Source organism: Sphingomicrobium sediminis, assembly GCF_023805295.1.
Lineage (GTDB): Bacteria > Pseudomonadota > Alphaproteobacteria > Sphingomonadales > Sphingomonadaceae > Sphingomicrobium > Sphingomicrobium sediminis.
Genome location: NZ_JAMSHT010000001.1, coordinates 1,339,826 through 1,358,244, shown reverse-complemented (window position 1 = coordinate 1,358,244; position 18,419 = coordinate 1,339,826). Strand labels below are relative to the sequence as shown.

The window sequence follows — 18,419 nt, the reverse complement described above, 5'->3', positions numbered from 1 at the left end:
GGCCCTCCGAACCGATGCTGGTTGGGAGGGCCTCTTTTCCTTGGCGGTGCGCGCTTATTGCGAGCAGGTCGCGCCGTTGAAGGTGATGCTGTCGCTACCCGGGGTGCCGCGCAGCGTATTGTCTTCGTTGGCCATCACGCCGGGCGAGGTTTCCGGCAAGGTTATGCCGGTGCTGCCCTGCAGTGTGACTCGCGCGGTCAGGTCTTCGCCAGTGCGCACCCAGTCGACGCGGACCACGGCATTGGAGCCCGAGCAGCGATACGTGTCGCTCCCCACGCCAACGGGCAGGTCGTTGATGTCCATCGGTTCGCGCTTGGCGAGCTCTTCGGCCTGCGGGTCGATGATTTCACCGGCGGTGACGGTCTCGGGTTCGCTGTTGCACCCCGCAATGGCGAGGGCAGCGATGGCGATGGTGAGGTTGCGCTTGATCATGATGGGCGGCTTTTAGACCTGCGAGCCTAGGCGTCAAGTGCGACTGTCACCCATCTGACCATTGCCTAGGCGCACGGGCGGGCCTAACTTTTGGCCATGGGTGTCATGCCGCAACAACGTATCCGCATCGGAATCACCGGTCTTGCCGTCGTGTTCCTGCTGGTCCTTCTGGGCACTGCAGTGACCGGCGCGCGCGAGGATGTGCCGGTCGAAAATGAGGATGTGTTTGCCGAAGACGTGCCACCGCCGCCGGCGAACGAGCCCTTGTCGGAGCTCGGAGTCGCGCCCGGCCAGGCGGCCGAACAGCCGGCACCCGCACCCATCCCGATCCCGATCGATCCGGCGACTGAAGAATTGATCGTCAACGAAATCACCGTCCCGCCGGAGGGCGAGTGAAGACAGTCCTAGGGGTCGTCGCGCTGGTGCTCGCGCTGCTGCTGGGCGGCGCGCGCTTGCTGGCTTTCCTCGATACGCTGGACGACGAGCCGATGCCCGACGTCGAAATCGTCGCGGTGGATACTGCCGAGGAACTGCTGCTGCTCTCCAGCCTGCCGGTGGCTTTTTCGGGTGGCGGCGATCTGCTCGACACTGGCTCTCCGCTGATGAGCCTGCTGCAATCCGAATATCGGGTCGAGACGATCGCGGTGGCCGACCAAGCCAGCCTCGAAGGTCACGACCTCATCCTCATGGCGCATCCTGCCGCGCAGCCCGCCGAGGCGCTGGTCGATTTCGACAATTGGGTCCGTGCCGGGGGCAAGGTCGTGCTGCTGGCCGATCCGCGGCTCGAATATGAAAGCGGGCAGCCGCTTGGTGCGCCGCTCGCGCCGCCGCCATTCTTTGCCGATACCGGATTGCTGGGTCGCTGGGGCGTGCGGCTGACCGGACCCGAAGCCTTGGGGGCCTTTGCCGTGCCGGTCGGCGAGCGGCTGGTCTACGCCCGTGCACCGGGCCGCTTCGCGGTCGAAGACGGCGGCAGGTGCAGCCTCGAGGCAGAGGGCTTCATTGCTTTGTGCGACGTGGGCGAGGGACAGGCCTTGCTCGTGGCCGATGCCGATTTCGTGATGGAAGAGGGCGAGATTGGCGACAGCAACCGTGCGCTGCTCGTCGGCTGGATGAACGTCTTCCTCGACTGAGCCCGAAACGCCTCGCTGCCGAGTCGCGCGATTCGGCCAAATTCACTTGCAAACAGACTTATCCACAGGGTCGTGCTTCCCGCATGGGTGGCGCGGCGTCCCCGACCCTGTCATCGCAACCCCGCAGGAATCCTATAGATTCCATGAAAACCCATGAAATGGCATCAAAACCCATTGTATCCCGCACTGATATGGGTTACCCACATTGGGTGATGGAGGCGCTGCCTCCGCCCGCCGGTCGTCCGCCTTTGTTGGCTCTCTCATGCGCCCCGACCGGCGAGTGGGAGCAGCACCAGGAAACAGGGCGGCAATGGGACTCGAACATTTCTTTCAGGGAAGCGCGGTCAACGCGGTAGACGCCAAGGGTCGCGTCTCCGTGCCCGTATTCCTGCGAGGGGTGATCGAACGGCGCGGCGATGCGCGCACCATCGTGCTGGCCAAGCATGCGCTCTTCGATTGTCTCGATGCCTACGATCCGGCCTATGCCGCATTGAAGCACCAGAAGATGGAGCGCCGCGCGGAAAAGACCGAGACGGCGATGGGCGCTGACGTCGACTATATGGCCGCCAACCTCATGGCCTTCGGTGCCACCGAAGAAGTGCCCTACGACAAATCCGGCCGCATCGTCCTGCCCCCGATGATGCGATCGAAGGGCGGGATCGAGGATCTCGCTCTGTTCATCGGCGTCGGCGAAACCTTCCAGGTCTGGAATCCGGCCAAGCTGCTTGCCGACGACCGAATCCCGGCAGACATGAAGGATATTGCCCGCTTCCGCCTCGAAGAGCGCGGGGTGAAGCTGTGAGCGGTGCGCCCCATATTCCGGTCCTTCTCGACGAGGTCGTGCGCGAACTGCGCGTGAGCGACGGCTCGCGGATTGTCGACGGCACATTCGGTGCGGGCGGCTATAGCCGCGCGATCCTTGAGGCCGGCGCCGGCGAAGTCATCGGCTTCGACCGCGACCCCGATGCGATCGAGGCTGCGCGCGAGCGGCTGCCGGACAATCGCCTTACCCTCATCGAGGCGACATTCAGTCAAATGGACCAGCGCATCGACGGGACGGTAGACGGGGTCGTGCTCGACCTCGGAGTTTCGTCGATGCAGCTGGACCAGGCCGAGCGGGGCTTCTCATTCCGCGAGGACGGCCCGCTCGACATGCGCATGGAGCAATCGGGCCAGACCGCCGCCGATTTCGTCAATAATGCCGATGAAGGCGAGCTTGCCCGCATCATCAAGAAATATGGTGAGGAGCCGCGCGCGCGCCGCGTCGCTGCCGCCATCGCCAAGGCGCGCCCGCTCTCGCGTACCGGCGAGCTGGCCGATGTCGTGCGCAACACCCTTGGCCACCACAAGGGTATGAAGACCGATCCGGCGACGCGCACTTTTCAAGGCATCCGCATTCACCTCAATGCCGAACTGGAGGAACTGGAAAAGGGCCTCAGTGCAGCCGAGCGTGTGCTCAAGCCTGGCGGTCGCCTGGCCGTGGTCAGCTTTCACAGCCTCGAAGATCGTATCGTCAAGAATTTCCTGCGCGACCGGTCGGGCAATCGCCCGCAGGGCTCGCGCCACATGCCCGAGCGTCAGGACGGCCCCGCGCCGACCTTCGAAGACGTGACCAAGGCGATCGGCCCGGGCGAAGAAGAAATCCTGCGCAACCCGCGTTCGCGCTCGTCCAAGCTGCGCGCCGCAACACGCACCTCGGCGCCTGCCTGGGAGAAGGCGGCATGATGCGCGGCTTCGCCTCGATCATCTGGACGGCCGGTGCCGCCGGCGCGATCCTCGCCTGCTATCTCGTCAGCCTGCAGGTCGCCTCGTCGCGCGCCGAGCTGGAGCGGGTCGAAGAGCAGATCGCTTATGTGACGCGCGATATCCGCAAGCTGGAAACCGAAATTGGCACCCGCGGCCGCCTATCGCAGCTCGAGCGCTGGAATGCGCGCTTCCTGCGCCTGAGCGCGCCCGAGGCCGATCAGTTTGCCGCCAATGCCTATGTCGTCGCCGCAATGGCGCGGCCCGAGCCGACCCCGCGCCTCGAAGCGCCGGTCATCCTGGCCGAAGCCGAGCGCGACGGACTTGGTTCGCCGTCCGATCTCGTGGTCCAGGCCAGCCTGACCAGCGAGCGCACCATTCCGACTTCCGATGAGGGCGAGGGGCCCGATGCGGCGTCGCCGGATATCCCCCTTCCGGCGGCGTCGCTTTCGGAAGTCATCTCCGACCTTGAAAATGGCGCCGGCAAGGTCCGCGCTTCGCTCGATACGGGCGAGGGCGAATGAACCGCCCGCCCGCAGGTCCCGTCACCCCCATCACAGCGCCCGAGCGCCTCAAGCTGCAGGGCCAGAAGCGCCAGCTCCTCTCGATGATGCATCAGCGCCTGATGCTGGCGATGATCGCATTCGGGCTGGGCATCACGGTGGTCGGCGGCAAGCTCGCCTGGCTCGCCGCCTTCGGCATGGGCGATGGCGAGCCGCGCAACGCGTCCAACTATCTCCCGACGCGCGGCGATATCGTCGATCGCGACGGCCAGCCGCTGGCCCGCACGATCAACGCCTGGACCATCGGCGTGAACCCCAAGCGCGTCATCGGCAACAAGCTCGACCTCGCACGCGAACTGGCCAAGCTCATGCCGGAGCGTGACGAGGCCGATTATTATGCGCTGCTGAAGGGCGAGCGGTTCAACTTCCTTGCCCGCCGCGCCAGCCCGCGCCTTGTCGAGGCGGTCAACGCACTGGGCGAGCCCGGCATCCAGATCGAGGAAGAGCCCGACCGGCTCTATCCGCAGACGGCGCTCGCCGCGCACGTCATCGGCTATACCAATATTGACGGTCATGGCGTCGCTGGTGCCGAGCGCGCCTTCGACGACCTGCTGCTCGATCCCGCCCGCCGCAACGATCCGGTGGTGCTGTCCATTTCGGCGCCGGTCCAGGGCGCGCTCAAGGCCGAACTGTCCGACGCCATGACCCGCTTCGACGCCAAAGGTGCGGCGGGCGTCATCATGGATATCCATTCGGGCGAAATCCTCGCCATGACCTCGCTTCCCCAGCTCAATCCCAATGTGGCCGGGCAGGGCGGCGACGAAGCGCGTTTCAATCGCGCCAGCCTCGGCTCCTACGAACTGGGCTCGACCTTCAAGCCGTTCACCGTCGCCATGGGGATCGAGGCCGGCCAGATCGTGTCGATGGGGCAGGTCTACGATTGTCCCGACAAGCTCGTCATCCGCAAGCGCGAGATTAACGACACGCACCCCTTCAATCGCCCCTGCACGGTCGCCGAGATCATGATGGAAAGCTCCAACATCGGCACGGCACAGATCGCCATGCGCCTGGGTGCGGAGCGGCAGAAGGAATATCTGCGCAAGATGCGGTTCCTCGAGAAGGTCGATTACGAGCTTCCGGAACGCGGGCCCGCGCTGACGCCGCGCGAGTGGGACGAACTGGCGACCATCACCGTCGGCTATGGCCACGGCATTGCGGTGTCGCCCGTTCACCTCGCCAATGGCTATGCGACCCTGTTCAATGGCGGGCTCTATCGTCCGCCGACCATTCTCAAGGTCGGGCCCGAACATCCTGTCCCCGAAGGCGAACGCGTCTTCTCCGAATCGACCAGCCAAAAGATGCGCGCGCTACTGCGCCTCGTCGTGACCCACGGCACCGGTCGCAATGCCGATGCGCCGGGCTACCGCGTCGGCGGCAAGACAGGAACCGCGGAAAAGCTGGTCAACGGCCGCTATTCGCGCACCCTCGTCACCACCAGCTTTGCGGGTGTGTTCCCGATCGATGAACCCCGCTATGTGATCGTCGTGATGCTGGATGAACCCAAAGGCACCAAGGAAACGTTCGGTTGGCGAACCGCGGGCTGGAATGTCGCGCCGGTCGTGTCCGAAACCGTTGCGCGGATCGCACCGATGCTGGGCGTCACGCCCGATGCGACGCGCGAACCGGACATGGCGAGCGTGCTTCCGTTCATCCGCGAAGACGAGGAGTAGGCATTTTGCGCCTGTGCGACCTCGCGCGCCGCGCGAGCGATATCAAGATTACCGGCTTTGCCATCGACCATCGCAAGGTGGTCCAAGGGAATATTTTCGGCGCGTTTCCGGGCGCCAAGGTGAATGGCGAGGACTTTATCGAAGGCGCGGTTGCGGCCGGCGCGATCGGCGTCATCGCCCGACCCAGCGTGAAGGTCGATGGCGCCGAGCATATCGAGGCGGAAGATCCGCGCGCTTATTTCGCGCATGTCGCCGGCCGCTTCTATGCGCCCTATCCCGACACGATCGTCGCCGTGACCGGCACCAACGGAAAGACTTCGACCGTCGAAATGACGCGCCAGCTGTGGCGCATGATGGGTGCACGGGCGGCGAGCATCGGGACGCTGGGCGTGACGACCTCGGAAGACCAGGTGAAGACGGGGCTCACCAGCCCCGACATCGTCACCTTCCTCAACAATATGGCTGGGCTGAAGCGCATGGGAATCAGCCATGTCGCCTTCGAAGCCTCAAGCCACGGCCTCGACCAGCACCGCACCTCGGGCGTGCCGGTCCATGCCGCCGCCTTCACCAATTTCTCGCGCGACCATCTCGACTATCACGAGACGATGGAGGCCTATTTCGAGGCCAAGATGAAATTGTTCGACGAGCGGCTCGATCCCAAGGGGACGGCGGTCGTCTGGACCGATGACGACAAATCGGACGAGGTTATCGCGCGGGTTAAAGCGCGTGGCGTCAAGCTGATGACAGTGGGGAGCCGCGGCGAGACGATCCGCCTCGGCGAACGCCGCGCGACGCCGCTAGGCCAGGCGCTCAGCATCACTCATGACGGCGAGACGCAGCTGCTCAAGCTCCCATTGATCGGCGAATATCAGGCCGCCAACGTCCTCGTCGCCGCCGGCCTTGCGCTGGCCAGCGGGGCCAGCTGGGGCAAGCTGTTTCAGGCGATGGGCCGCATCTCGCCGGTGCGCGGGCGGCTTGAGCGCGCGGTCATCTCGGCGCGCGGTGCGCCTGTCTATGTCGACTATGCGCACACGCCCGATGCGCTCGAGGCCGCGATTGCGGCGCTGCGGCCGCATGTCGAGGGCCGGCTGATCACCGTCTTCGGTGCGGGCGGCGACCGCGATGCGGGCAAGCGAGGCCCGATGGGCGAAGTCGCTGCCGAATATAGCGATATCGCGATTGTCACCGACGACAATCCGCGCAGCGAAGATCCGGCCAAGATCCGCAAGGCGATCCTCAAGGCAGCCCCCGAGGCCATCGAGATTGGCGACCGGCGCGAGGCCATTCGCGAGGCCATCCGGATGGCGGGAGCAGGCGATATCGTCCTGCTCGCCGGCAAAGGGCATGAGCAGGGGCAGATCGTGGGCGACCATGTCCTGCCGTTCGACGATGTCGAGGTTGCGCGGGAGAGCGCCGCGTGAGCCTGTGGACCGCGCAAGAGATTATCGCCGCCACCGGCGGTACGGCCAGCGGGGATTTCGACGTCAACGGCGTCGCCTTCGACAGCCGCGAGATCGAGCCCGGTCACCTGTTCGTCGCCATGCCCGGTACCGCGCACGACGGCCACGATTTCATCGAGAAAGCCTTCGCCAATGGCGCCGTCGCCGCTTTGGTCAGCCGCGATGTCGACGTGCCGCACATTAAAGTCGAGGATGTCCCTGCTGCGCTGGAAGCATTGGCCAAGGCGGCGCGCGCCCGCTTGAGCGAGGAGGCAGTCGTCGTCGGCGTGACCGGCAGTGTCGGCAAGACCTCCACCAAGGAAGCGCTCCGCGCCGCGTTCGAGCGCACCACCGGCGGCAAGGCGCATGCCTCGGTCAAGAGCTACAACAACCATACCGGCGTGCCGCTGAGTCTTGCGCGCATGCCGCGCGAGACCAAGGCGGCGGTCCTTGAAATGGGCATGAACCATGCCGGCGAGATTGCCGCGCTGACTCGGCTCGTGCGCCCGCATATCGCGCTCGTCACCGCGATCGCCCCGGCGCATATCGAGAATCTCGGCAGCATCGAAGCCATTGCCGATGCCAAGGCCGAGATCTTCGAAGGGCTCGAACCCGGCGGCGTCGCCATCGTCCCCGAAGAGAGCGAACAGCGCGATCGCCTTGTGGCGGCGGCCAAGCAGAAGACCGATCGGGTCCTGACGTTCGGCGGCAAGGAAGGCGATGCCTCGATCCTCTATGCTGCCGCAGCCCCGCAGGGCGGGAGCCAGGTCACCGCGCGCCTGCCCGGACGCACCATCACCTTCACCATCGCGATGCCGGGCGACCATTGGCTGTCCAATGCGCTCGCCGTGCTGACCACGGTGGGCGAAGCGCGCGGCGATGTTGCGCGTGCCGGTCTCGCGCTTGCCGAGATGGCCGGCCTCAAGGGGCGCGGGCAGCGGCTCGATGTCGACATTGAGGGCGGGCAGGTGCTCATCATCGACGAAAGCTACAATGCCAATCCCGCTTCGATGGCGGCGACCTTGAAAATGCTCGGCGATGTCGAGGCGAAGCGCCATGTCGCGGTCTTGGGCGCGATGAAGGAGTTGGGCGAGGAGGGACCGAAGCTCCATGCCGGTCTGGCCGGGCCGGTCGCCGATGCGAAGATCGCGCTCGCGATCCTCGTCGGCGAGGAAATGGCGCCGCTCGCGGATGCTCTTTCGCTGACCCCTACCGAGGTGATTCACGTTAACGATGCGGATGCCGCGGGATATGCCCTGTTAACGGCAATCCGCCCCGGAGATGCGATTTTGGTCAAAGCCTCCAATTCGTTAAGGCTTGGCAAGGTCGTCGATCAGGTGGCAGGAGGCGGCGCATAATGCTTTACCTGATTGCCGAATGGCTCGGATTCCCGGGGCCTCTCAACCTCTTTCGCTACATCACCTTCCGCGCCGGTGCCGCCACGGGTACCGCGTTGCTGATCGGATTGATCCTCGGGCCGGCCTTCATTGCCTGGCTCAGGAAGAAACAGGGCAAGGGCCAGCCGATCCGCGCCGACGGACCGCAATCGCACCTCGCCAAGCGCGGCACGCCGACCATGGGCGGGCTGCTGATCCTCATCTCGGTCTTCCTTGCCACCTTGCTGTGGATGGATATCGGCAACCGCTATGTCTGGGCCGTGCTGCTGGTCACCGCAGGCTTCGGGGTGATCGGCTTCGTCGACGATTTCGACAAGGTGAAGAAACGCCATCATGCCGGCCTCTCGGCCAAGCTGCGGCTGCTGCTCGAATTCCTCGTCGCGGGGCTTGCGACCTTCCTGATGGTCGACCTGTCGGGGACCGATCTCTATCTGCCCTTCATGCAGGGGTCGGTGATGGATATTGGCTGGCTCTACATCGCCTTCGGCGCATTCGTGATCGTCGCCTTCGGAAATGCGGTGAACCTGACCGACGGCCTCGACGGGCTGGCGACGATGCCGGTTATCATCGCTTCGATCGCCTTCACGCTCATCGCCTATCTCGTCGGCAATGCGGTCTTCTCCGAATATCTCGGTATCCCGCATGTCCTTGGGACGGGCGAACTGACCGTCTTCCTGCTGGCGATCGTCGGGGCGGGCCTTGCCTTCCTCTGGTTCAACGCCCCGCCGGCTGCAGTCTTCATGGGCGATACGGGAAGCCTTGCCTTGGGCGGCGCGCTAGGTGCCGTCGCGGTCGCGACCCATCACGAATTCGTCCTCGCCATCGTCGGCGGCCTGTTCGTGCTGGAGGCGGTCAGCGTCATCCTCCAGGTCTTCTTCTTCAAGCGGACCGGCAAGCGCATCTTCAAGATGGCGCCCATCCACCACCATTTCGAACAGATGGGCTGGTCCGAGCCGACCGTCGTCATCCGCTTCTGGATCATCAGCTTCGTGCTGGCGCTGGCGGGCCTCAGCACTCTGAAACTGCGGTGATCGCCTGCACCGCCTGGCGTGGCAAACGCTACGCGGTGTACGGGCTTGCGCGCTCGGGGATCGCGAGCGTCGATGCGCTGATCAAGGCCGGCTGCGAGGTCGCCTGCTGGGACGATAATGAAGAGGCCCGCGCCAAGGCCAATCCGTTCGCGACGCGAGTCGATTTCGTGACCGAGGGGCTCAATGGCTATGACAGCCTCGTCGTCTCGCCCGGCGTCCCGATCAACCGCCATCCCATTGCCGACAAGGCGCGCGAGGCGGGCTGCGAGATCATCGGCGATGTCGAACTGTTCGCGCGCGCTCGCTCGGCACTGCCTCCTCATGCGGTGGTCGGCATCACCGGCACCAACGGCAAGTCGACGACGACTGCGCTGATCGACCATATCCTGCGCGAGGCCGGCGTGCCGAGCATCGCTGCGGGCAATATCGGCGAGCCCATCCTCAGCATCGATCCGTTGGCAGAGGGCGGCGTCTATGTCCTCGAACTGTCGAGCTATCAGATCGATATCACGCAGAGCCTCGATTGCGAGGTGGCTGTCCTGCTCAACGTCACGCCCGACCATCTCGATCGCTACGATGGCAGTTTCGACAAATATCGCGCGTCCAAGGAGCGACTGTTTGCGATGCAGGGCGACGACGGCGTCGCGATCCGCGAGCCCGACGGCAGCGCGCTCGACACCTCGAAATGGCCCGCGCTTGCCGGACCGCATAATGCGCAAAATGCGACGGCGGCGATCCTCGCCTGCTCGGCGCTGGGGCTGGAGCGTCACGAGATCGAGGCGGGGCTCGCCAGCTATGCCGGCCTGCCGCATCGCATGGAGATTGTGGCGGAGAAGGATGGCGTCCTGTTCGTCAATGATAGCAAGGCGACCAATCCCGATGCGGCTGCCCCCGCGCTCGCTGCCTATGAGCGCATCCGCTGGATCCTCGGCGGCGAGGCCAAGACCGACGATCTGGGCGCGATGGAGCAGCACCTAAAAAATATCGCCAAGGCCTACCTTGTCGGAGAGAGTGCGGACTTGTTCGAAGGGCTGCTGGCGGGCAAGGTCGAAACCGTGAAAGCGGGAAGCGTGGACAAGGCAGTCGAGATGGCAGCGGCGGATGCAGTGGCGGGCGATACCGTCCTCCTGTCGCCGGCCTGCGCGAGCTTCGACCAGTTCAAGGATTTCACGGTGCGCGGCGATGCCTTCCGCGCGGCGGTGGAGGCGCTTTGAGATGCTGAAGCTCAGCCCCCAGAAATATGGCCGTGCCGACCGCTCCGCACTGGGGCGCTGGTTCTGGGAAATTGACGGCGTGCTGCTGCTGCTGCTCGCCATCCTGATCGGCATCGGCCTTATCGCCGTCGCAGCGGCGTCGCCCGCCGGTGCGGATCGTTATTCCAGCTCGACGCAAACGCTGCCCGAACTCTATTTCTTCTGGCGCCAGCTGATGTGGATCGCTGCCTCGATCCCGGTGATGATTCTTGTCTCCATGCTGCCGCGCGAGCTGCTGACGAAATTGTGCCTTGTGGCCACCGGCGTCGGCCTCATCGCGCTGGCGCTGGTGCCGGTTATCGGCTCGACCATCAACGGGGCGCAGCGCTGGATCGACTTGGGCTTCACCCGAGTCCAGCCGAGCGAGTTCATGAAACCCGTCTTCGTCGTCGCGTTGGCCTGGATCTTCACGCGCAAGATGAGCTTTGCCGCGCGCGCCGGGGCGAGCGCCCTTCTTGTCGGTGCGGTGGGCTTCCTATTGATGCGCCAGCCCGACTTCGGCTCGACCGTCATCTTCTTCGTGACCTGGGCGGCCTTGTTCGCGCTGGCGGGCGCGCGGATGAAGCTGGTCATCGGCCTTGGCGTCGCCGGTCTGATCGGGCTCGTCCTCGCTTACTTCTTCTACGACGTCGCCACCCAGCGGATCGACGCTTTCCTGTTCGGCACGGGCGACAATTTCCAGACCGACAATGCGATGGCGACGCTGACAAATGGCGGCATGTTCGGCCTGGGCCCGGGCGCGGGCGAAATGAAGTTCGACCTGCCCGAGCCGCATACCGACTACATATTCAGCGTGATCGGCGAGGAGTTCGGGCTGGTCGCCTGTTTCGCCATCGCCATTCTTTACCTCGCCATCGTGGCGCGCGTGCTGGTGAAGCTCCTCGACGAGGACAGCCCGCTGGCCATCCTCGCCGCCTCGGGCCTCGTCCTCCAGTTCGGGCTGCAGGCCTTCATCAACATGGCGGTCAACGTCCAGATCGCGCCCTCCAAGGGCATGACCTTGCCCTTCATTTCCTATGGCGGCTCCTCGATGCTGGCTTTGTCGGTCGGCATGGGATTGTTGCTCGCCTTCAGTCGCCGAAACCCCTATCTCAACCGATCACCCTATGTGGTCCGATGGAGCGGAACATGAATATCACGCTGGCCGCCGGCGGGACGGGCGGGCACATGGTGCCGGCCCATGCGCTGGCCAACGAACTCAAGACGCGCGGCCATGGCGTGATGCTCGTCACCGACGCGCGCGGCGCCAAGATCCCCGCCATCTTCGAGGATGTGCCGGTCGAGGTGCTGCCGGCAGGCCGCCTGGGCGGTGGTCCGCTCGGTATGATCAAGGCGGTTTTCAGCGTAATGAAGGGACGCAAGGCGGCGCGCGAACTCTACCGCGATTTCACCCCCGATTGCGTCGTCGGCTTTGGCGGCTATCCGGCATTTCCCGCGTTGCTTGCAGCGCATGCCGAGAAAATCCCGACCGTGCTTCACGAACAGAATGCAGTGCTCGGCCGGGTCAACCGCATGCTGGCGGGCAAGGCCAAGGCCATCGCAACGGCCTATAAGCAGGTGCAGCGCTCCAAGGACAAATCCAAGGAAGTGATGGTCGGCAATCCGGTGCGTGTCGAGGTAGCGCGGCTGGGCGAGATGCCGTTCCCGGCTTTCGACGAAACCGCGCCGCTCAACATCCTCGTCACCGGTGGCAGCCAGGGTGCGAGCGTGCTGGGCGAAGTCGTGCCAGAGGCGCTGGGCCAGCTCGACGCGTCGCTACGCCATCGCCTCAGTGTCGTGCAGCAATGCCGTCCTGAAGATATCGAAAGGGTGACCGAGCGTTACTCCGAGCTCGACATCCCGGCCGAGACGCTGACCTATATCGAGGACATGCCGCGCCGTATCGGCAATGCGCATCTCATCATCGCGCGCGCCGGTGCCTCGACCATCGCCGAACTCACTGCGGCGGGGCGGCCCGCCATCCTCGTGCCGCTGCCGATTGCGACCGACGACCACCAGACATTCAATGCGCGCGAAATGGCCAAGGCCGGCGGCGCGGCAATGATCAAGCAGCCTGATTTCAAGCCGGAAAAGCTGGCCCGCCAGATCGAAGAAATTGCCGGCGATCCGGAAGCGCTCTCCAACGCAGCAGCGCGGAGCCTGTCGGTCGGCCGTCCGCGCGCCGCCGAAGAGCTTGCAGACCTGGTCGAGCGTATCGCGGCAGGCGATAATCCCATTCCTATCGGACCCGTCGGCGTCGCCGCCCCGCGGCCCAGCGGCATGGGAGTTCCCGCATGAAGGCACTAGGCCGCAACCTCGGCACCATCCATTTCGTCGGCATTGGCGGGATCGGCATGTCGGGCATCGCCGAGGTGATGCACCAGCTCGGCTATTCGGTGCAGGGCAGCGACATGAAGGACGGCCCCGTCGTCCAGAAACTGCGCGATCTCGGCATCCCCATTCATATCGGGCATGACCCCGAAAACCTTGGCGAGGCCGAAGTCGTGGTCTGTTCGACCGCGATCCGCCGCACCAATCCCGAAGTCCAGGCCGCGAGCGAAAAACGCCTGCCGCTGGTGAAGCGCAGCGAGATGCTCGCCGAGCTGATGCGTATGCAGCAAACGATCGCGGTCGCCGGCACCCACGGCAAGACGACCACCACCAGCATGGTCGCGGCCTTGCTCGATGCTGGCGGGATCGACCCGACAGTCATCAATGGCGGCATCATCAATCGCTACGGCTCCAATGCGCGCCTCGGCAGTAGCGACTGGATGGTCGTCGAGGCCGACGAGAGCGATGGCAGCTTCCTCCGGCTCGATGGCACCATCGCCATCGTCACCAATATCGATCCCGAACATCTCGACCATTATGGCGGCTTCGACGAGGTGAAGGAGGCATTCGTCGACTTCATCGAGAATGTGCCCTTCTATGGACTTGCCGTGATGTGCATCGACCATCCCGAAGTGCAGAATGTGATCGGCCAGGTGCAGGATCGCCGCATCCGCACCTATGGCTTCTCGCAGCAGGCCGATCTTCGCGCCGACAATGTCCGCGCCGAGCTTGGTGGCACCTGCTTCGACGTGGTCCACACCGACCGCGACGGCGAGCAGCATGTGATGAAGGACATCCATGTCCCCATCCCGGGACGCCACAACGTCCAGAATGCGCTGGCCGCGATCGGCGCGGCAATGGAATTGGGCGTTACAGAGGAGCAGATCCGCGACGGCTTCAAGAGCTTCGACGGCGTGAAGCGCCGCTTCTCGAAGGTCGGGGAAGTCGATGGCGCGACGATCATCGACGATTACGCCCACCATCCGGTCGAGATCAAAGCGGCGCTCGAAGCCGCACGCGAAGCCGAAGGCGTGGGCCGCGTCATCGCGGTCGCACAGCCGCACCGTTACAGCCGTCTCAACGATTTGATGGACGAGTTCCAGACCGCCTTCAACGAGGCAGATATCGTCATGATCACGCCCGTCTATGCCGCGGGCGAGGACCCGATCGAGGGTGTCGATTCCGAAGCGCTTGCCGAGGGCTTGCGCCAGCGCGGTCACCGCATGGTGCGCACGGTCGAGGACGAAGCCGATCTTGCCGAGGCGCTACGCGACGTTGCGGCCAAGAATGACGTCATCCTGTGCATGGGCGCGGGCGATATTACCGGCTGGGCCGCGCGGCTCGAGGACGGCATCAAGTCGGCGAGGGCGGCCAAGTGAGTACACCCGACAAGATTGAGGTGCGGGGCAAGCTGACCCCCGACGCGCCGCTGGCTAAGCTCGTCTGGTTCAAGTCGGGCGGCAATGCCGACTGGTTGTTCGAACCCGCCGACATTGAAGACCTGTCCGACTTCCTGAAGGCCTTGGACCCGGACGTACCCGTGATGGGCCTGGGCCTCGGCTCCAACCTCATCATCCGAGATGGCGGGGTGCCGGGTGTCGTCGTGAAGCTGGGCAAGAGTTTTGCGCAGGTCGAGCGGGTCGATACGGTTTCGCTGCGCTGTGGTGGCGGCGCGCATGGCGTCCTCGTCAGTTCCAAAGCGCGCGATGCGGGGATTGGCGGCCTCGAATTCCTTCGCTCCATTCCCGGTACGGTCGGCGGCTTCGTCCGCATGAATGGCGGCGCTTATGGGCGCGAGACCAAGGACGTGCTGATCGATGCCGAAATCGTCACCCGCGAGGGCGAAGTGAAGCGGCTCGACAATGCCGATCTTGGTTATTCATATCGGCACAGCGAATTACCCGACGGCGCGATCGTTGTTGCGGCGACCTTTCGCGGGCATCCCGAACATCCCGATGTTGTCCAGGCCGAGATGGACCGCATCCAGGAAGCGCGTGAAAATTCGCAGCCGGTGCGCACCAAGACCGGCGGCTCGACCTTCAAGAACCCCGAGGGCGGCAAAGCCTGGGAGCAGGTCGACGCGGCGGGTTGCCGGGGCCTCAAAAAAGGCGGCGCGATGGTGAGCGAAAAGCACTGCAACTTCCTCATCAATACGGGCGATGCGACGAGCGCGGATATCGAGGATCTCGGTGACGAAGTGCGCGAGAAGGTGAAGCAGCATTCGGGCGTCGAGCTCGAATGGGAAATCAAACGAGTGGGACGTCGGTGAGCGAGTTGAACAAGGACATGCATGTCGCCGTGTTGATGGGCGGCTGGTCGGCAGAGCGCGACGTCTCGCTGTCGAGCGGGAAGGGTGTTGTCGCGGCGCTCGAAAGGCGCGGCTGGACCAATGTCACGGCGGTCGACATGGACCGCAACGTCGCCCAGGTGCTGGCCGCGATGCGACCTGACGTCGTCTTCAATGCGCTGCACGGCACGCCCGGTGAGGACGGCACGGTGCAGGGCATGCTCGACCTCATGCAGATCCCTTACACGCATAGTGGCGTGACCACTTCGGCGGTGGCGATCGACAAGCAGCTGACCAAGGCGGTGCTGGAACCGCATGGCATCCCGATGCCCCCGGGCAAGATCGTCGAGACGAAGAGCCTATACAAAGCCGATCCGATGGCGCGGCCTTATGTCTTGAAGCCGGTCGACGAAGGTTCGTCGGTCGGGGTCGCCATCGTCACTGACGAGAGCAATTACGGGTCGCCCATCTCGTCCGATGCGAAAGGGCCGTGGCAGGATTTCGACCGGCTGCTCGCCGAGGAATTCATCGCCGGGCACGAGCTGACCGTCGCGGTGCTGGGCGGCGAGGCGCTGTGCGTCACCGAGCTCAAGATCGCCAATGGCTGGTACGATTACGAACATAAATATGAGGAAGGGCAGACCGTCCACGTCTGCCCCGCCGAAGTGCCGGACGACATTGCGGAGCGCATGAAACAGATCGCCCTCGATGCGCATCGCCATCTTGGCTGCAAGGGCTGCTCGCGCTCCGATTTCCGCTGGGATGAGGCGCGGGGGATGGACGGACTGTTCCTCCTCGAGGTGAATACGCAGCCCGGCATGACGCCGCTCAGCCTCGTGCCCGAACAGGCCGCCTATCGCGGCATCGACTATGGCGAATTGGTCGAGAAGCTGATCGCGGAGGCGCTGGCCTGATGGCGAAACGCCCCGCCAAGAAAGTGACGCGAAAGAAGGCGCCGGCGCGCAAGAAGAAGGCCGCGCCGAGCACGACGCCGGGTGCCGACAAGGTCGCTCGCGGGGCGCTGGGCGCGCTGATCGCGGTCGCCGTGATTGCTGTCATTTTCGCGCTGGAATTGCCCAGCATGGCGGCGCGCGGCCTCGGCGGCGCGATGGGCGATGCCGGCATGAACGTTCGCACCATCGACGTGAAAGGCGTCGAGCGGATGGAGAGCGAACCGGTCTACCAGATCGCGCTCGGCCAGCGCACCCGCGCGCTGCCGCTGGTCGATGTCGGCGCAGTGCGCAGCGATCTGCTGGCCTTCCCCTATGTGAAGGATGCGCGCGTCTCTCGCCGTTATCCCGACACGTTGGTCATCGACATTGTCGAACGTGAGCCGGTGGCCTTGTGGCAGGGCCGCGACCGCCTGTTCCTGATCGACAATGAAGGCGTCATCCTTGAGCGCGTGCCGGTTGCCGAATTGCCGGACCTGCCGCTGTTGATCGGGGAGGGGGCCAACCAGCAATATGAAGCGCTGGAGCGCCTGCTCGACCGCGCGCCGACCTTGCGCCCGCAACTGGCCAGTGCGCGCTGGGTGAGCGGTCGCCGCTGGGATCTCAACGTCGCCACAGGCGAAATTCTCGCTTTGCCCGAGGGCGAACGCGAAGCCGCTGAAGCGCTCGACAATTTCATCCGCGTCGACCGCCGTTCGCCGCTCCTCGGCATCGGGGTCGAGCGCTACGACTTGCGCCTGCCGGGACGCGCCATCGCGCGGAGCGAACAGTTCGAGGATGCCCGCGAACGCGCCGAGCGCGAGGCGGCGGAAGCTGCTGCCGCAGCGTCCGAGCAGGAAGTCACGGAGGATAGCGAATAATGGCGGCGCCCGACGGCAAGCTCATCGCTGCGCTCGACATCGGATCGTCCAAGGTGGCGACATTGATTGCGCGCGTCGGCGAGGATGGCGAACTCGACATTGTCGGCTCGGGTCAGCGCGAAAGCCGCGGCGTCAAGCGCGGCTCGATCTCGGATCGAGACTTGTCGGAAACCGCCGTGCGCGAAACGCTCGACCTTGCCGAACGGATGAGCGGGGTCACCGTCAACGACGTCTGGGCGGGTTTCGCCTCGGGCGGCTTGATGAGCGATGTCGCCAATGTCGAGGTCGAACTGGGCGGCCAGCAGGTCGAGGATGGTGACGTCGCACAATTGCTGTCAGCCGGGCAGGGCGCGATCGAACGCGATGGGCAAGTCGTGCTGCACGCCCAGCCCGCGCTCTACACGCTGGACGGGGTCGAAGGGGTCAAGAATCCGCGCGGCCTCCATGCCGACAAATTGGGCGTCGACATTCATGTCATCGCCGCGCAGGAAGCGCCACTCCGCAATTTGGATTACGTCATCCGCGCTGCGCATCTCGGGGTTGGCGCGATCATCGCCGCGCCGCTTGCCAGCGCGCGCGCTTGTCTCAGCAAGGATGAGCGCGATCTTGGCGTGGCGTTGGTCGAACTTGGCGCCGACGTCACCACGATCGGTGTGCATGTCGGCGGCATGCTGGTGGGCCTGCGCACCATTCCCATCGGCGCGCGCGATATCAGCGAGGATATCGCCATGGCCTTCGGGGTCACGCGCCGCGATGCCGAGCGGATGAAATGCTTCTACGGCTCGGCAATCCAGAGCCCGTCGGACAACCAGGCGATGATCGATGCCGAGATTGGCGAGCATGGCGAGCCGGCGCGGATCACCCGCGCCCAACTGGTCACCGTCATCCGCCAGCGGGTCGAGGAACTGGCCAACGAAATCGACGCGGGCCTCAAGGGCCTCGGCTTTGGCGGCCCGGCCAAGCGACAGGTCGTGCTGACCGGCGGCGGGGCGGAGCTCAAGAATATCGACGATTACCTGCAAGGCGTGCTCGGCCACCGCGTGCGCATCGGCCGTCCGATCAAGCTGCCCGGCATGCCCGAAGCGCAAGCGGGCCCGGCCTTCTCGACCCTGACCGGCCTCTTGCTGCTGGGCGCCGAGGATGACGGCGCGAGCGAACAGGACCTGGCGCTCGGATCGCTCCGCCGGCGACGCGGCGACAGCATAATCGCGCGGCTGTTCCAGGCTCTCAAGGGCGCCTGATCCGTCCCGAAATGAATCAGCGGGTCGATTAGTCGTCCCATACTGAATCATTTATTCACTTATTGGGCTGTGAGCGCATTTTTCGCTTGGGGTGGGAGTCGCGATGTCAT

General features: G+C 64.8%; 18 protein-coding genes. 17 read left to right on the top strand and 1 reads right to left on the bottom strand.

The window, feature by feature from the left end; genetic code table 11:
* Positions 1-54: 54 nt before the first annotated feature.
* Complete coding sequence (locus tag NDO55_RS07070; protein ID WP_252113757.1) at positions 55-432, bottom strand: hypothetical protein; 378 nt, start codon at positions 430-432, stop codon at positions 55-57.
* Positions 433-528: 96 nt separating this feature from the next.
* On the opposite strand from NDO55_RS07070, the gene NDO55_RS07065 reads away from it, so the two are divergent.
* From NDO55_RS07065 to ftsA, 17 genes are all read left to right on the top strand, one after another.
* A complete protein-coding gene (locus NDO55_RS07065; protein ID WP_252113756.1) occupies positions 529-828 on the top strand; it encodes a hypothetical protein in 300 nt (99 codons plus the stop codon).
* Entirely contained in the window at positions 825-1,565 is a 741-nt protein-coding gene (locus NDO55_RS07060; protein ID WP_252113754.1) for a hypothetical protein, read from the top strand. Before NDO55_RS07065 ends, NDO55_RS07060 begins: the two co-directional genes overlap by 4 nt.
* Positions 1,566-1,875: 310 nt before the next feature.
* Positions 1,876-2,367 (top strand): division/cell wall cluster transcriptional repressor MraZ, encoded by a 492-nt coding sequence (locus tag NDO55_RS07055; protein ID WP_252113752.1) that lies wholly within the window; start codon positions 1,876-1,878, stop codon positions 2,365-2,367.
* Positions 2,364-3,290: a 16S rRNA (cytosine(1402)-N(4))-methyltransferase RsmH gene (gene rsmH, locus NDO55_RS07050; RefSeq protein WP_252113751.1), complete on the top strand. Its 927-nt coding sequence runs from the start codon at positions 2,364-2,366 to the stop codon at positions 3,288-3,290. The genes NDO55_RS07055 and rsmH overlap by 4 nt, the downstream gene beginning before the upstream one ends.
* Positions 3,287-3,832 (top strand): hypothetical protein, encoded by a 546-nt coding sequence (locus tag NDO55_RS07045; RefSeq protein ID WP_252113750.1) that lies wholly within the window; start codon positions 3,287-3,289, stop codon positions 3,830-3,832. Before rsmH ends, NDO55_RS07045 begins: the two co-directional genes overlap by 4 nt.
* Complete coding sequence (locus NDO55_RS07040; protein WP_252113749.1) at positions 3,829-5,541, top strand: peptidoglycan D,D-transpeptidase FtsI family protein; 1,713 nt, start codon at positions 3,829-3,831, stop codon at positions 5,539-5,541. Before NDO55_RS07045 ends, NDO55_RS07040 begins: the two co-directional genes overlap by 4 nt.
* A 5-nt stretch (positions 5,542-5,546) precedes the next feature.
* Positions 5,547-6,962 (top strand): UDP-N-acetylmuramoyl-L-alanyl-D-glutamate--2,6-diaminopimelate ligase, encoded by a 1,416-nt coding sequence (locus NDO55_RS07035; RefSeq protein WP_252113744.1) that lies wholly within the window; start codon positions 5,547-5,549, stop codon positions 6,960-6,962.
* Positions 6,959-8,338 (top strand): UDP-N-acetylmuramoyl-tripeptide--D-alanyl-D-alanine ligase, encoded by a 1,380-nt coding sequence (locus tag NDO55_RS07030; RefSeq protein WP_252113742.1) that lies wholly within the window; start codon positions 6,959-6,961, stop codon positions 8,336-8,338. The genes NDO55_RS07035 and NDO55_RS07030 overlap by 4 nt, the downstream gene beginning before the upstream one ends.
* On the top strand, positions 8,338-9,408 hold the full coding sequence (gene mraY, locus NDO55_RS07025) for a phospho-N-acetylmuramoyl-pentapeptide-transferase (RefSeq protein WP_252113740.1): 1,071 nt from the start codon (positions 8,338-8,340) through the stop codon (positions 9,406-9,408). Before NDO55_RS07030 ends, mraY begins: the two co-directional genes overlap by 1 nt.
* Positions 9,405-10,622 (top strand): Mur ligase family protein, encoded by a 1,218-nt coding sequence (locus NDO55_RS07020; RefSeq protein WP_252113738.1) that lies wholly within the window; start codon positions 9,405-9,407, stop codon positions 10,620-10,622. Before mraY ends, NDO55_RS07020 begins: the two co-directional genes overlap by 4 nt.
* A gap of 1 nt (position 10,623) precedes the next feature.
* Complete coding sequence (locus NDO55_RS07015) at positions 10,624-11,793, top strand: FtsW/RodA/SpoVE family cell cycle protein (protein WP_252113736.1); 1,170 nt, start codon at positions 10,624-10,626, stop codon at positions 11,791-11,793.
* On the top strand, positions 11,778-12,938 hold the full coding sequence (gene murG / locus NDO55_RS07010) for an undecaprenyldiphospho-muramoylpentapeptide beta-N-acetylglucosaminyltransferase (RefSeq protein WP_425276884.1): 1,161 nt from the start codon (positions 11,778-11,780) through the stop codon (positions 12,936-12,938). The genes NDO55_RS07015 and murG overlap by 16 nt, the downstream gene beginning before the upstream one ends.
* Entirely contained in the window at positions 12,935-14,350 is a 1,416-nt protein-coding gene (gene murC / locus NDO55_RS07005) for a UDP-N-acetylmuramate--L-alanine ligase (RefSeq protein WP_252113731.1), read from the top strand. Before murG ends, murC begins: the two co-directional genes overlap by 4 nt.
* On the top strand, positions 14,347-15,240 hold the full coding sequence (murB, locus tag NDO55_RS07000) for a UDP-N-acetylmuramate dehydrogenase (RefSeq protein ID WP_252113729.1): 894 nt from the start codon (positions 14,347-14,349) through the stop codon (positions 15,238-15,240). Before murC ends, murB begins: the two co-directional genes overlap by 4 nt.
* A gap of 17 nt (positions 15,241-15,257) precedes the next feature.
* Entirely contained in the window at positions 15,258-16,172 is a 915-nt protein-coding gene (locus NDO55_RS06995) for a D-alanine--D-alanine ligase (RefSeq protein ID WP_252115567.1), read from the top strand.
* The gene (locus tag NDO55_RS06990) at positions 16,172-17,068 is read left to right on the top strand and encodes a cell division protein FtsQ/DivIB (protein WP_252113727.1); all 897 of its coding nucleotides are present in this window, start codon (positions 16,172-16,174) and stop codon (positions 17,066-17,068) included. The genes NDO55_RS06995 and NDO55_RS06990 overlap by 1 nt, the downstream gene beginning before the upstream one ends.
* Positions 17,068-18,309 (top strand): cell division protein FtsA, encoded by a 1,242-nt coding sequence (ftsA, locus tag NDO55_RS06985; RefSeq protein ID WP_252113725.1) that lies wholly within the window; start codon positions 17,068-17,070, stop codon positions 18,307-18,309. Before NDO55_RS06990 ends, ftsA begins: the two co-directional genes overlap by 1 nt.
* Positions 18,310-18,419 lie beyond the last annotated feature (110 nt).